The organism is Halomonas elongata DSM 2581 (genome assembly GCF_000196875.2).
Taxonomy (GTDB): domain Bacteria; phylum Pseudomonadota; class Gammaproteobacteria; order Pseudomonadales; family Halomonadaceae; genus Halomonas; species Halomonas elongata.
Genome location: NC_014532.2, coordinates 2,737,472 through 2,750,414, shown reverse-complemented (window position 1 = coordinate 2,750,414; position 12,943 = coordinate 2,737,472). Strand labels below are relative to the sequence as shown.

Sequence of the window (12,943 nt, the reverse complement as noted above, 5' to 3'; positions counted from 1 at the left end):
TGGCCATCGCTCGGCGACTTTTCGTACAAACCCTAGTGATGAGGAACGGGCCGATTCAGTAACGGCGGTGCCGGGTTCGATGCAGGAGATAGACGAAGAAGGGCGCGCCCACGCCCGAGACGAAGATGCCGGCGGGCAGGTCCTCGGGCAGGAAGGCCACCCGGCCGAGGAGATCGGCGTAGAGCACGATCAGGGCGCCGACCAGGGCGGCGGTGGGGACCAGCCTGGCGAAGCCCCGCCCCACCAGGCGGGCGGCGATGTGGGGAGCGATCAGACCCACGAAGCTGAGTCCTCCGGCGAAAGCCACGGCCGCCCCCGCCAGTGCCACGCTGCAGGCCATCAGCAGCAGCCGGCTGCGCAGGACGTTCACGCCCAGTCCCAGGGCCACGTGATCGCCGAGCGCCATGGCATCCATGTGCCGCGCCCGGGTCAGGCACAGGGGGATGGCGATCAGCAGCCAGGGCAGCATGCCGAGCACGTCCTGCCATTGGGCGGCATAGAGGCTGCCGGTCAGCCATACATAGGCTGTCATGGCGGCGGCATCGTCGCTGACCACGATCAGCAGGGTGGTCACGGCTCCCATGGCGGCGGAGAGCCCGATACCGACCAGCACCATGCGCGAGGGCGCAATGCCCCGCTGCCAGGCCAGCAGGAATACCAGCAGGGCGGACAGCAGCGCGCCGAGCAGCGCGGAGGCCGGCAGCCAATGAAGGCTCAGGCCGGCGCCGAACGATGCCATGAAGGCCACGGCGGCCAGGGCGGCGCCGCTGGTGATGCCGATCACGTCCGGGGAGGCCAGCGGATTGCGCACGATGCCCTGGAGGATGGCACCGGCCACGGCCAGGGCCGCACCCACCAGCACGGCCAGCAGGATGCGCGGCAGGCGTAGTTCCCAGACGATGAAGGCGATGTCGCTTGCCCGGGGCTCGACCAGCGCGTCCAGCACCCTGCCGAACGGGGTGGGGAAACTGCCCAGGCTCAGTGACAGGCCCATGCTGGCCAGCAGGACCAGCACGAGCAGGGCGGCGATACCCGGATAGCGGGTCGCGCGGGCATCGACGGTGCCATCGCCCTGCTGTTTCAGGGAAGCGGAATGAGTCATGGTCAGGCCTGCTTCCTGCGTGCCAGGTAGATGAAAAAGGGCGTGCCGATCAGGGCGGTCATCACGCCCACCGGTACATCCTGCGGGGGCATCAGGAAGCGCGAGGCCACATCGGCCAGCAGCAGCAGGCTGGCGCCCAGCAGGGCACAGGCCGGCAGCAGCCAGCGGTGGTCGACGCCGAAGAGCCCCCGGGCCATGTGGGGCACGATCAGCCCGACGAAGCCGATCATGCCGGCCAGTGCGACCGAACTGCCGGCGAGCAGGATCACCACCAGGCCGAGCAGCAGCTTGATGGTGCCGGCACGCATGCCCAGGCCCTCGGCCATGTCGTCGCCCAGCAGCAGGGCATTGGCGTGGCGGACGAGCAGCGCACAAAGCAGCAGGGCGCCGCCGAACAGCGGCAGCAGCGGCACCACCAGCGACAGCTCGCGCCCGGAGACAGAGCCGGCCAGCCAGTACAGCACGCTCTCGAAGCTCTGGCGGTCGATGATCAGCAGGCCCTGGCTGAACGAGACGAACATGGCGGTGATGGCCACGCCCGCCAAAACGACCCGCAGCGGCGACAGCTCGCCCTGGCGACCGCGGCTCAGCATCACCACCAGACAGGCCGCGACCAGGGCTCCCAGCAGCGCCGCCCAGACATACTCGGCCGGCGTGTGGAGGGGCAGTAGCGAGACGGCGATGACCACGAAGAACATGGCTCCGGCGTTGATCCCCAGAATACCCGGCGAGGCCAGGGGATTACGGGTCATGGTCTGCATCAGGGCGCCGGCGATGGCCAGGCTGGCGCCGACCAGGGCGGCGATGACCGCGCGTGGCAGGCGTTCCGTGACGATGATGATATGCGCGACCCGAGCGGGGTCGTAGTGCATCAGCGCCTGGACGAAGGTCGGCGGGGCAATCTCCGTGGTGCCCAGCATGACGCTGGCCGTGAAGGCTGCCGCGACCAGCACCAGCCCCAGCAGCAGCCCCGCGATCCGTGAAACACGCTGGTTCAGCATGCGTCGGGCTCCTCGTCCCGGGCGCGGGGCCCCGCGGTGCTATCCATGGAGCAGGCGGCGGTGAGTGTTGCGGCCCCGCCGGGGTTGTCCAGCCGGTAATGGGCGTAGAGGTCATCCAGCATGGCATTGGCGGCCAGGATGCCGCCGCCCATGATCCAGTTCACCGCGTCCACCTCGAAGACGCGGTTGTTCTGCACGGCATCCAGTCGCTGCCAGAGGGGGTGCGACGTCCAGTGCCGGTAGTTCCGGGCGATGGCGGGGTCGTCCGGTTCGAGCAACACGAAGATCACGTCGGCATTGATGACCGGGATGTTTTCCTCGCTGGTCAGCTTCATTCCCCAGCCCTGGTCCTGGACGGATGCCGGCTGTTCGAAGCCCAGTTCATCGAGGATCGAGCCGGCGAATCCCGTCGAATAGATACGCAGATGATCGCTCTTGAAACGCACCACGGCGGCCTTCTGCGGCCAATCGTCGCCCAGTCGATCGGCGATCTTGCGGCGAAAGTCCGCCACGCGAGTGTCCCAGGCCTGCAGCAGTTCGCGGGCGCGGGACTCCCGCCCCGTGGCCTCGGCCACCAGCGACAGGGTGGCCTTGAAGTCGAAGACGCTGCCGGTGGCGATCGTCGGCGCAATGCGTTCCAGCAGCGGTCGGACCCGCTCGTGCCGAAAACGCGTGGCCACGATCAGGTCCGGGTCCAGCCAGGCGACCTTCTCCAGGTTGGGCTGGGTTTCCAGGCCGACGTGCTCCACGCCGTCGAGGGCGTCACGCAGGTAGCGATACATGGGTTTTTCCAGCCAGGAGTCGACGACACCGACCGGCGTGATGCCGAGCGCGACCGCACTGTCCGTCGCCCCCTGGTAGAGGGTGACGACGCGCTGCGGGGCATCGGGGATCCGGGTGTCGCCGAAGGCATTGGCGATGGTGTGCCCGTCTCGGGCATCGGCGCTGGTCCCCAGCGACATGAGGGAGGCCAGCAATAGCGTCTGCCACAGGCACTGGATCCGGGAGCGAGTCTTCATTCCGGCCTCCTGGAGGATGCAGTCTTCAGGGAATGCTCGTGGGTATGGATGGGGAATGACGCCTTGTCCGTCGACGCTGGCGTTTGCCGTGTCACGGCGCGACCAAGCTGCCAGCTCAATGGCAGGCAGAGCACGGCGAGTGCCGCCAGTGCCAGGAAGGCATGGTGGAGGGCGGTGGCGCTCGCCTCGGTATAGGGAACGCCCTCTTGCAGCGCAACCTGCACGGCCGTGTCGTAGTGAATGGACAGCGCGACGATGCCGAGCGACGAGATCAGGCGCCGGGACATGTTGTTCATGGCCGAGGCCTGGGCGACCTGTGACTCGGGCAGGTCCCGCATGCCCACCGTGGTGGAGGGCAGATAGGCGCAGCCGAGGCCGAGGCCACGCAGGCCCATCCAGGTACCGATCATCCAGACCGGGGTGGCCTCCGTCAGAGTGGCGAGCCCCAGCAGGCTGGCCATGGTGATCAACAGTCCGGCACCGATGCACCATTGCGGTGGATAGCGGTCGATCAGGCGTCCTGCGATGGGCGAGCAGGCGGAGGCGGCCAGCGCGGTGGCCAGGAACACCAGCCCCGTGGTCAACGGACGGAAGCCCAGCGCATTCTGCATCCACAGCGGCACCAGCAGGATGCAGCCGAACAGGATGATCGACTGCAGGCAGGCCAGGATGACGCTGAGGCGGTATCCCGGGTAGGAAAACAGGGAAAGGTCGAGCAGGGGGGTGTCGGCGCTTCGCTCGACGCGCACGAAGAGCAACAGTGCCAGAAGACCGGCGGTGAGCGGGAGCAGGGTTCGCATGCCCAGAAGGTCCGCCAGCGTGTCCACCTGGCCGAGCGAGGACAATATCGCGCCCATGCCCAGAGTGATCAGCGCGAAGCCAGGCAGGTCGAACCGGCGCCGACGGTTGGCGGCTTCCGCCGGCAGGTATCGATAGCTGCACAGCAGCCCCAGCAGCGCGCATGGCATGTTCATCAGGAACAGCGCCCGCCAGTGGCTGATCTCGAGCAACAGCCCGCCGACGCTCGGGCCGATGGCCGGGGCGATCATCACCGCGAATCCCCAGATTCCGCTGGCGCGACCCCGCTGGTCGGCGGGGTAGGCCGAGAAGATCAATGACAAGGACAAGGGAATCATCAGCCCTGCGGCCACGCCCTGCAGCCCGCGGGCAAAAATGATGCCGGCCAGGCTCTGTGCCAGGGCGCCGAGCGCGGAGCCGGCCAGAAAGCCCCACAGGCCGAGCAGGTAGATGCGTCTGCGGCCGAAACGGTCGGCCAGGTAGCCGGTGAGCGGCATGGTCATGCCCATGGTGATCATGAACAGGGTTACCACCCAGCTGACATCCGTGGCACTGGCCTCGAAGGTTGCCATCAGATCGGCCACCGCCAGGTTCAAGGCACTGTTGTTGAGGCTGACGGTAAAGGTTCCCAGCAGCACACTGACCAGTACCTTTCCGCCATGCCCGGGGGCATTCGGCATGGACTCTCACTCAGCGGGAACACAGACGGCGTTGGCCTGACGGAACGCCGCTGTTACGTGCGTCATGGGGGCAGGATGATGACATGGCGAAAAGTCAAATGCAAAACATTATCAATTGCGTGGAAGGGTGAACCTTCCCTCGATGACCGGCATGCCAGGAGCCAAAAAAAGCGGTGCCGAAGGGCACCGCTCAACAAGCTAGATCAATGGGAAGGTCGTCTTAGAAATCGAGCTGGTAGCTCAGGGTGAGGGTGCGCCCCCGGCCCTTGAAGTACAGATCATCTTCGAGCGCGGACGACTGGGGGAATGACTGCGAGTAGTAGGTGAAGTAGTCCTCGTCGGTGAGGTTTTCGATGCCCAGGCTGGCGCGGCCCACCGGCAGCCGATAGGCCAGCGAAGCATCGAGCAGGCCATAGCCGTCGAACTCGATCGCCGGATCGTCGAAGCTGCGGTCGAAGTAGCGGCTGTACTGCAGGTGAGTGGACAGCTTGTCGTTCCAGGACGCGCTCCAGGCCAGCTTCAGGGTATCCGGCGCCAGGTCGCGGCCCGTCAGCTTGGTATCGACGCTGCCATCGCCGTCGGTGTCGGACTTGCCCTCGGCATGGGTATAGGAGAGGCGCAGGTCGTGGGCATCGTTCAACCGGGCCTCGCCGGTGATCTCGATGCCCTGGATCTCGGTCTTCTCCCGCTGGACGCGATAGTTGCCCTGGGCATCGGGCTGGATGCGCTGGCCGAGGTCGGAATTCGACTCGTAGTAGCTCAGTTCGAGCCCGTAGCGATCCCAGTTGAAGCGTGCGCCGATCTCGCGGTTGTCGGTGACGATGGGCGAAAGATCGATCAGGGTGTCGACGTCCTGGCCAGGCGTGCTGACGCCTCGCAGCACCCGGCCCACGTCGGGCATGCCGAAGCCCTCGGAATAGTTGGCGTAGAGCTGGGCCCAGTCGGTGGCCTGATAGACGATGCCGGCGTTGAACAGCGTCTCGTCGAAGCTGGGGGAGCCGCCGTTCACCGAGACCAGGTCGTTCTCGACGCTGGTGCTGCGATCCACGGTCGAGTAGTCGTCGACGTTCAGCTTGGCATGCTCCTGACGGACCCCGGCATGCAGGCTCAGCGCCTCGGTCAGGTCGTAGTCGCCCTGCAGGAAGGCCGCATAATTGCGGAACTGGCTCTCGGGCACATAGTTGCGGTTGGTTTCCACCAGAACCTGCTGGGTCTCGTCCTGCAGCAGGTCGAGGCCGGTGGTCAGGGTCAGGCGGTCATCCAGCAGGCCGTCGCGGCTCAGGGTGAATTTGGCGCCAACCTTGTCGGACTCGTTGCGCGTGTAGTCATAAAGGGTGTTGCCGGCGTCATCCTGGTAGGGAAAGGAGCCGAGGCCGGTGGCACCGAACTGGGCGCGGAAGCGCTGGGTATAGAGCTGGGCGTCGACATCGTTGCCCAGCCAGTCGGCGTGGGAGTACGACAGCCGGGCGGTGGTGACCTCGTTGTAGCCCGGGTCGCTATCGGGGCTGCCCTTGCGAGCCGTGGTCGGTATGCCGGCGTCACGATCGCCGGACACCGGCACATAGTCGTCGCCGATATCGAGGTCGAAATGGTTGAGGGAGAACTCGAGGTTCTGGTTGTCGTCGAACCAGTACCCCGCCTTGGCCATCAGGTCGTAGCTGGTGGAGTTCTGGATTTCACCGTGGTAGGCCATGCCGACGATTTCGTCGTTGCCGTCGTAGAAGACGCCGCGTTCCTCGCGGCTGGCGGCAAACTGATAGTCCCAGTCGCCTTGCTGGCCGCTGAGCCGGTAATTCAGCTTGTGACCGAGGCCGTCCGACTTGAAGTCATCATCGCTGGTCAGGCTGATGCCGGCATGCTGATGGACGCCGGCGCCCTCGGAGCCTTTGGTCACGTAATTGATGATGCCACCGGTGGCACCCAGGCCATGCTCGGCGCTGGCGCCATGGATGACCTCGATGCGCTCGACCATGGAGAGATCGATGGCGTAACTGTCCCGCCCGCCATCGCGCAGAGGGTTGGACTGGGGCACGCCGTCGATCATGAACAGCACCGAGCGGCCGCGGAAGGTCTCGCCGGTATTGTTGAGCTTCTGGCGGCTGGGCGAGTAGGAAGGAACCAGGTTGCTGAGTACCTGGCTGGGGTCCTGGGTGATCGCCAGCTGCTGCTCGATCTGCTCGCGGGTGATGATGGTGACCTTCTGTGGGGTCTTGCCTGCGACGCTCTTGTTGCGGGTTGCAGTGACGACCACCGGGGAGAGGTCATCGGCGCCCGACGGCGCGTTGGCATCGCTCGTGGTTGTCTGGGCGACAGCGGAAGCGGGCAGGGCGGTACACAGCAGGAGCAGTCGCAGTCGCGCTGGACGAGGCTGGGAGGTGATGGACATACGGCAAGCGTTCCTTGATCGATCCAGGGAAACACTGATTTATTGCTGCGCTCGATATCCTGGCCGACGGCGGTACTCGTGCGCGAGCCCGGTCGAATCCTCATTTACAGAAACGTAAACTCCGGTTTATTCGGAACCTTTGGTTCCTCACCCCTACGGGGCCATCCTTCGGATGTTTGTCGCTTCACTCGGTGTCACGTTCCGGCGACGACCAGCCTCTCATCGCTCGCGATATAAATCAGCGCTCCCCTCAGGGCAAAAATTATCGGTGGTTGTTGTGCTGGGCAGTACGCAGCGTTGCGTTACCCGATACGCGGGGCGAATGATAATGTTTTGCATTTTCTTGTGCAAATGATTGACTGTCTTCAGTGGCGAATCTGGTATGCCAGACCGCCGGGGCGCCGTTGACTTGCCGAGACAATGCGCCACAATGCCCCGCCATTGTCCCGACGAGGATCGCCCGTGGAACTCTTGCGCGTCGTCTTTCGCCACTACCGCTGGCCGTTCATCGCCGTCATGGCGCTCAGCCTGGCGAGCGCCGGCCTGGGGATCGGCGTCATCGCCTTCATCAACCGACGGTTGATCGAGGCCCATGGCGACCCGCTGGTGGTGCTGCCGCAGTTCATCGGGCTGATCGTGCTGTTGCTGGGCATCACCCTCGGGGCGCAGCTGGCTCTGACCACCCTGGGGCACCATTTCGTCTACCGGCTGCGCGGCCGGCTGATCAAGCGGATCCTCGATACCGACATCGAGCGTGTCGAGCGGCTGGGCGGCGCCAACCTCATGGCCAGTCTCTCCAGCGATGTGCGCCAGATCACCATTGCCTTCGTGCGCTTGCCCGAACTGGTGCAGGGCGTGATCCTGACGCTGGGGTCGGCCCTGTACCTGGCCTGGCTGTCGCCCGGCATGCTGGCGGTCACCGCTGTCTGGGTGGCGGTGACCGTGATCGTCGGCTGGCTGCTGGTCTCACGGGTCTATCGGCATCTCGGGCGGGTGCGTGAGACCGAGGATCGCCTCTATCAGGATTACGCGGCGGTGATCGAAGGGCGCAAGGAACTCGCGCTCAACCGTGATCGTGCGCGCCGGCTGTTCGACGAGGTCTACACCCGCAATGCCCGCGAGTATCGCCACCACATCATCCGCTCCGACACCTTCCACCTGAGCGCCGTCAACTGGTCCAACATCATGATGCTGGGGGCCATCGGCCTGGCGTTCTTCCTGGCCAACGGGCTCGGCTGGGCCAACACCAATGTGGCGGCGACCTATTCCCTGACGCTGCTGTTTCTACGCACGCCCCTGATCCAGGCGGTGGGCGCGTTGCCGACCCTGTTGGGCGCCCAGGTCGCCTTCGACAAGCTCGAAAGCCTGCAACTGGCCGATTACCGGGAGGCCTTCGCCAGCGGAGAGCCCCTGTCGGACTGGCAGACCCTGGAACTGCGCGGCGTGACCTTCCGCTACGCTGACGGCGAGCAGGGCCGGGGCTTCGCGGTCGGGCCCATCGACCTGACCCTGAAACGCGGCGAGCAGGTGTTCCTGATCGGAGGCAACGGCAGCGGAAAGTCGACCCTGGCCCGCTTGTTGACCGGGCTCTATCGTCCCCATGACGGTCAGATCCTGCTCGATGGCCACCCGCTCGAGCCGGATCAGTGGGAGGCCTACCGCAGCAGCTTTTCGGCGGTATTCACCGACTTCCATCTCTTCGATCGCCTGATAGGGCGGGAGGGTGCGTCGCCCGATCCCGACCTGGTGGAGGATTGGCTGGAGCGGCTGGCCATGGAGGAAAAGCTGCATTTCGACGGCGATCGCGTCACCAACCCGCAACTCTCCCAGGGACAGCGCAAGCGCCTGGCGCTGTTGCTGGCCGTGGCCGAGCAGCGTGATTTCCTGCTGCTGGACGAGTGGGCCGCCGACCAGGATCCACAGTTCCGCCGCACCTTCTACCAGGCCTTGCTGCCTCGGCTTCGCGAACTGGGCAAGACGGTGCTGGCCGTCAGTCACGACGATGTCTACTTCGGTCACGCCGATCGCCTGCTCGAGATGCGCGATGGCCAGCTCCGTGAACTGACCGGCCAGCAGCGCCAGCGGGCCAGCCAGGATGCGGTGGGAAGCCTCGATAGCGTCTGAACGGTGGGGTAAGCCGAGAACTGTACCCGCTGCTATCAGGCCTGATCGTTCTCGGCTTGATACCGGGCCCGAGCGGCCACGATGGCGTGGTGATGGGTATCCGCCCAGTTCACGAGCCGCTGCATCGGCTCGAGAAAGGAATGCCCCAGCGGGGTCAGCGTGTATTCCACCCGCGGGGGAACCTCGGGGTAGAGCGTACGCGTGATGAAGCCATCCTGTTCCAGCTGCTTGAGCGTACGGGAGAGCATCTGCTTCGAGATGTCACCGATCTCGCGCATCAGAGCATTGAAGCGCAGGGTGCCGGGCGCCAGGGCTTCCAGAATCAGCAGGCTCCACTGGTTGCCGATGCGGTCGAGTACGTCGCGAATCGGACAGGGCTGTTCGAAAATCACCTCTTCGCCGTCAGGCTTGGTCGTCATGATCTCTCCATGGATGGTCGTTCAGTGGTCACATTGAGGTGACCGTGTCAGGTGAAGATGACTTCTTGTGCCATTACAGGAACTCCCATAAGTTTATCCCATGGTCTGCCTTGTAGACCATGTGTCAGAAATGAACTCAAGGAGATTCCTAATGGCAAAAGTTGCGCTTATCGGGGCGTCGGGCGATGCAGGCTCGCGTATTCTCGCCGAACTGTCCGATCGGGGGCATCAGGTGACCGCCATTGCTCGCAATACGGACAGGATTGCCCCCTTGTCCGGCGTCACGCCGAAGCAGGGCGATGCCAACGACCGGCAGGCATTGGCAGCACTGCTCAAGGGACACGACGCCGTTATCAGCGCCGTACCCTTCACGGCAAGCGATGTCGGAACGCTGGTGGGAGCCGTGCGTGATGCCGGCGTGGCACGCTATCTGGTGGTGGGCGGGGCCGGCAGCCTTGAAGTGGCGCCCGGCGAGAAGGTCATCGACCAGCCGGGCTTCCCCGACGCCTACAAGCCCGAAGCGCATGCCGGTGGCGAGTTTCTGGACTTTTTGCGCGGCGTCGATGATCTCGACTGGACGTTCCTGTCTCCCTCGGCCGAGTTCGTGCCCGGCGAGCGTACCGGAAAGTTTCGTCTCGGGCAGGACCAGCTGCTGACCCATGATGCCGGCTCCAGCATCTCTTTCGAAGACTATGCCATCGCGATGGTGGATGAGCTGGAAACGCCCGCCCATTCGCGCCAGCGCTTCACCGTCGGCTATTGATCGACTCAACCAACACTGGAGTATTCCCATGTCGGCCCTGAAATCCCTGAGCGTGGCCACCGCCGCGCTGTTACTCGCCATGCCTGTCACGTCCTTTGCTCAACCCGAGCGTGACGTAAAGACCGAAGAGGCCAATCGGGCGCTGGTCACCGAGTTCTACAATCAGTTCTTCAACGAGCACGAGACCGAGCAGAGCTCACGCGTGCTGGCGCAGGACTACATTCAGCACAATCCGGGAGTGCCTGACGGCAAGGCGCCCTTCGTGGATTACTTTGCCGGCTACTTCAAGGAAAACCCCGACTACCAAAGCGAGATCGTGCGCAGTGCCGCCGATGGTGACCTGGTCTGGCTGCACGTCCACTCGACCAACGGCGATGAGGATCGCGGCGAGGCCGTGGTCGATATCTTCCGCGTCGAGGAGGGCAAGATCGTCGAGCACTGGGACGTGATCCAGCCGGTGCCGGAAGATTCTGCCAACGACAACACCATGTTTTGAAAAGAATAATGTCGCAAGGCGCCGGTCACGATCGTATCGAGCGTGACCGGCTGGCCGACGGGCGGAAAGGCCATTTTTTGATGAACACAAAAACTACCTACCGGTCGGTAGCCTTTTTGGGTTAGGATACCACCCCGACGCCAAGAGCCCCTCAGGCGAGCGTCATCAAGGCCTGGATTTACTGGAGCAACGTGATGTCATCCACCACGACGCCTGCGCTGCGACGGGTACTCAATGCCGCCGTCGTGCAGTTCGCCCGGCATGGCTATGAGGGGGCCTCGCTGTCCCGCATCGCGGCCGATGCCGGCATTCGAAAGGCATCGCTTTATTCGCATGTAAAAAGCAAGGATGAGCTGTTTCTGGCGGTCTTCGAAGACGCCCTGGAGGTCGAAGCACGTTTTGCTCATGAGTGCTTCGAAGCGCCCGAGCCCACTTTGCCGGGACTCCGTTACTGCGAGTCCTTGCTGGCCCGCTATGCCGACTCCGACCATTTCCGCTTTTTACTGCGCACTTCCTATATCCCTCCCGAGTCGCTCTTTCATGAGCTGCAAGAGGGCTATGAAGGTTACATGCAGCAGCTGTTGATGGATTTTACAGCGGCGCTGCGTCGCCACGTCGGAGGGGGGCTCGCCGATCAGGACGCCGAGGTCATGGGCCATGCCTACATGGGACTGGTCGACAGCCTGCACGTGGCGCTGATCTATATCGGCCAGGAGCGCTTCGAGGCGCGCGTCGATGCTCTGGAGCGTCTCATGAACGAAAGTATCGAACGTCTCGTAGCTGGAGCGCGCCATGACTGAAGCGACGACGCGTCCGGGCACCGTGGGCATGGCCTTGGTGGTGCTGCTCGCCCTGCTGACGGCACTCGATGCCATGGCCATCGACATGTACCTGCCCGGCATGCCGATGATCGCGCAGACCTACGGTGTCTCGGCCGGCAGCGTCCAGCAGACGCTGTCCGTGTTCCTGGCCGGACTGGCACTGGGGCAGTGCCTGTATGGCCCGCTACTGGAGCGCTTCGGGCGCCGGATGCCGCTCATGGTGGGGCTGGTGATCTTCGTGGCGGGCTCGGTGGGCGCGGCGCTGGCGCCGACCCTCGAGTGGCTGCTGGTCGCCCGCTTCGCCCAGGCCATCGGTGCGGCCGCCGGCCTGGTGGCACCGCGCGCGATCGTGGCCGACCTCTGCGACGTGAAAAGCTCTGCCAGGATCTTTTCGCTGCTGATGCAGGTGATGATGGTCGCGCCGGTGCTGGCGCCCATGATGGGCGGCTTCCTGCTCGAGCATGGTGGCTGGCGCGGTATCTTCTGGGTGCTGGCGGCGTTCGGCGGTATCGGCCTGGTGTGGAGCCTGGTGGCCATCCCCGAATCTCTGGCCCCGGAGCGGCGCACTCCGTTGAACGCCGGCAGCGTGATGCGCGGCTATCTTGCCCAATCACGCCGCCGAGTCTTCATGGCCTATACGCTGGCCGGCGGCTTCGTGCTGGGGTCGCTGTTTACCTACATCAGTGCCGCTGCCTTCGTGTTCACCGAGCATTTCGGCATGACGCCGACCCACTTCAGCTATCTGTTCGCCGCCAACTCGGTGGGGCTGATCATCGGCGGCACCCTGGCCAACAAGCTGGCTGCGGGCGGCATGACGCCCGCGCGGATCACCTTCATCGGGCTCGGCCTGCATGCCCTGGCCGGTACGCTGCTGTTCCTGGCCGTGATGACGGGCATGGCCACCCTCGAGGCCTATGCCGCCCTGCTGGCCGTGGCGATCGGCGCGCTCGGCCTGGTGTTCGGCAACCTGACGGCGCTGACCATGAACGCCGGCGGCGTCAGGGCCGGCGTGGCATCGGCCCTGATGGGCACCCTGCACTACCTGGTAGCAGCCATGGTGGGCTACCTCGCCAGCCTGGTCGTGCAAGGGCCTCATGTCATGCCCCTGGTGCTGGCCTTGTGTGGCCTGGCTGCCATTGCGCTCTGTCGGCTCGCAGGTGCCATCGCTGAGCCCGGGGCCTGTGACGAGGTGTCGGGAGACCCGTCCGGTGCTGGCGCCGTCGATTAACATCGGTTGCCGCCAGTTTCCTCGTTGTTCGACGCCGAGATGCCTCGGCGTATCAGGCGAGGAGGGATGGGCGAATCACGTACCTGCTGCTCGAGCACGTGCAATG

11 protein-coding genes are annotated in these 12,943 nt (G+C 64.7%); 5 read left to right on the top strand and 6 right to left on the bottom strand.

Translation table 11 applies throughout. From position 1 onward, the window contains the following. Positions 1-55 precede the first annotated feature (55 nt). The 5 genes from HELO_RS12865 to HELO_RS12845 form a co-directional block, all read right to left on the bottom strand. Positions 56-1,102 carry a FecCD family ABC transporter permease gene (locus HELO_RS12865; protein ID WP_013333086.1) on the bottom strand — a complete coding sequence of 349 codons (1,047 nt, stop codon included), beginning with the start codon at positions 1,100-1,102 and terminating at the stop codon, positions 56-58. Positions 1,103-1,104: 2 nt separating this feature from the next. Beyond that, entirely contained in the window at positions 1,105-2,103 is a 999-nt protein-coding gene (locus tag HELO_RS12860; RefSeq protein WP_013333085.1) for a FecCD family ABC transporter permease, read from the bottom strand. After that, a complete protein-coding gene (locus tag HELO_RS12855) occupies positions 2,097-3,122 on the bottom strand; it encodes an ABC transporter substrate-binding protein (protein WP_013333084.1) in 1,026 nt (341 codons plus the stop codon). The genes HELO_RS12860 and HELO_RS12855 overlap by 7 nt, the downstream gene beginning before the upstream one ends. Further along, a complete protein-coding gene (locus HELO_RS12850) occupies positions 3,119-4,600 on the bottom strand; it encodes a DHA2 family efflux MFS transporter permease subunit (RefSeq protein ID WP_013333083.1) in 1,482 nt (493 codons plus the stop codon). The genes HELO_RS12855 and HELO_RS12850 overlap by 4 nt, the downstream gene beginning before the upstream one ends. 220 nt (positions 4,601-4,820) lie before the next feature. Next, positions 4,821-6,986, bottom strand: a complete 2,166-nt coding sequence (locus tag HELO_RS12845) for a TonB-dependent receptor (RefSeq protein WP_013333082.1) — start codon at positions 6,984-6,986, stop codon at positions 4,821-4,823. Positions 6,987-7,448: 462 nt separating this feature from the next. Between HELO_RS12845 and HELO_RS12840 the strand changes: the two genes are divergently transcribed. Further along, positions 7,449-9,110: a multidrug ABC transporter permease/ATP-binding protein gene (locus HELO_RS12840; RefSeq protein ID WP_041602133.1), complete on the top strand. Its 1,662-nt coding sequence runs from the start codon at positions 7,449-7,451 to the stop codon at positions 9,108-9,110. Between the two features lie 35 nt (positions 9,111-9,145). Here the strand turns inward: HELO_RS12840 and HELO_RS12835 are convergent, their stop codons facing one another. Next, positions 9,146-9,529 (bottom strand): winged helix-turn-helix transcriptional regulator, encoded by a 384-nt coding sequence (locus tag HELO_RS12835; protein WP_013333080.1) that lies wholly within the window; start codon positions 9,527-9,529, stop codon positions 9,146-9,148. A 151-nt stretch (positions 9,530-9,680) separates the two neighbouring features. On the opposite strand from HELO_RS12835, the gene HELO_RS12830 reads away from it, so the two are divergent. The 4 genes from HELO_RS12830 (at position 9,681) to HELO_RS12815 (ending at position 12,837) form a co-directional block, all read left to right on the top strand. Beyond that, positions 9,681-10,292, top strand: a complete 612-nt coding sequence (locus tag HELO_RS12830) for an NAD(P)-dependent oxidoreductase (protein ID WP_013333079.1) — start codon at positions 9,681-9,683, stop codon at positions 10,290-10,292. 28 nt (positions 10,293-10,320) lie between these two features. Next, the gene (locus HELO_RS12825; RefSeq protein ID WP_013333078.1) at positions 10,321-10,788 is read left to right on the top strand and encodes a nuclear transport factor 2 family protein; all 468 of its coding nucleotides are present in this window, start codon (positions 10,321-10,323) and stop codon (positions 10,786-10,788) included. A gap of 194 nt (positions 10,789-10,982) precedes the next feature. After that, a complete protein-coding gene (locus tag HELO_RS12820) occupies positions 10,983-11,588 on the top strand; it encodes a TetR/AcrR family transcriptional regulator (protein ID WP_013333077.1) in 606 nt (201 codons plus the stop codon). Then, the gene (locus tag HELO_RS12815) at positions 11,581-12,837 is read left to right on the top strand and encodes a multidrug effflux MFS transporter (protein ID WP_013333076.1); all 1,257 of its coding nucleotides are present in this window, start codon (positions 11,581-11,583) and stop codon (positions 12,835-12,837) included. The genes HELO_RS12820 and HELO_RS12815 overlap by 8 nt, the downstream gene beginning before the upstream one ends. Positions 12,838-12,943 lie beyond the last annotated feature (106 nt).

Excerpts from the sequence above, each read along its gene's own strand:
- HELO_RS12865 (WP_013333086.1), bottom strand. The coding sequence starts at position 1,102 with ATGACTCATTCCGCTTCCCTGAAACAGCAGGGCGATGGCACCGTCGAT.
- HELO_RS12860 (WP_013333085.1), bottom strand. The coding sequence starts at position 2,103 with ATGCTGAACCAGCGTGTTTCACGGATCGCGGGGCTGCTGCTGGGGCTG.
- HELO_RS12855 (WP_013333084.1), bottom strand. The coding sequence starts at position 3,122 with ATGAAGACTCGCTCCCGGATCCAGTGCCTGTGGCAGACGCTATTGCTG.
- HELO_RS12850 (WP_013333083.1), bottom strand. The coding sequence starts at position 4,600 with ATGCCGAATGCCCCCGGGCATGGCGGAAAGGTACTGGTCAGTGTGCTG.
- HELO_RS12845 (WP_013333082.1), bottom strand. The coding sequence starts at position 6,986 with ATGTCCATCACCTCCCAGCCTCGTCCAGCGCGACTGCGACTGCTCCTG.
- HELO_RS12835 (WP_013333080.1), bottom strand. The coding sequence starts at position 9,529 with ATGACGACCAAGCCTGACGGCGAAGAGGTGATTTTCGAACAGCCCTGT.
- HELO_RS12830 (WP_013333079.1), top strand. The coding sequence starts at position 9,681 with ATGGCAAAAGTTGCGCTTATCGGGGCGTCGGGCGATGCAGGCTCGCGT.
- HELO_RS12825 (WP_013333078.1), top strand. The coding sequence starts at position 10,321 with ATGTCGGCCCTGAAATCCCTGAGCGTGGCCACCGCCGCGCTGTTACTC.
- HELO_RS12820 (WP_013333077.1), top strand. The coding sequence starts at position 10,983 with ATGTCATCCACCACGACGCCTGCGCTGCGACGGGTACTCAATGCCGCC.
- HELO_RS12815 (WP_013333076.1), top strand. The coding sequence starts at position 11,581 with ATGACTGAAGCGACGACGCGTCCGGGCACCGTGGGCATGGCCTTGGTG.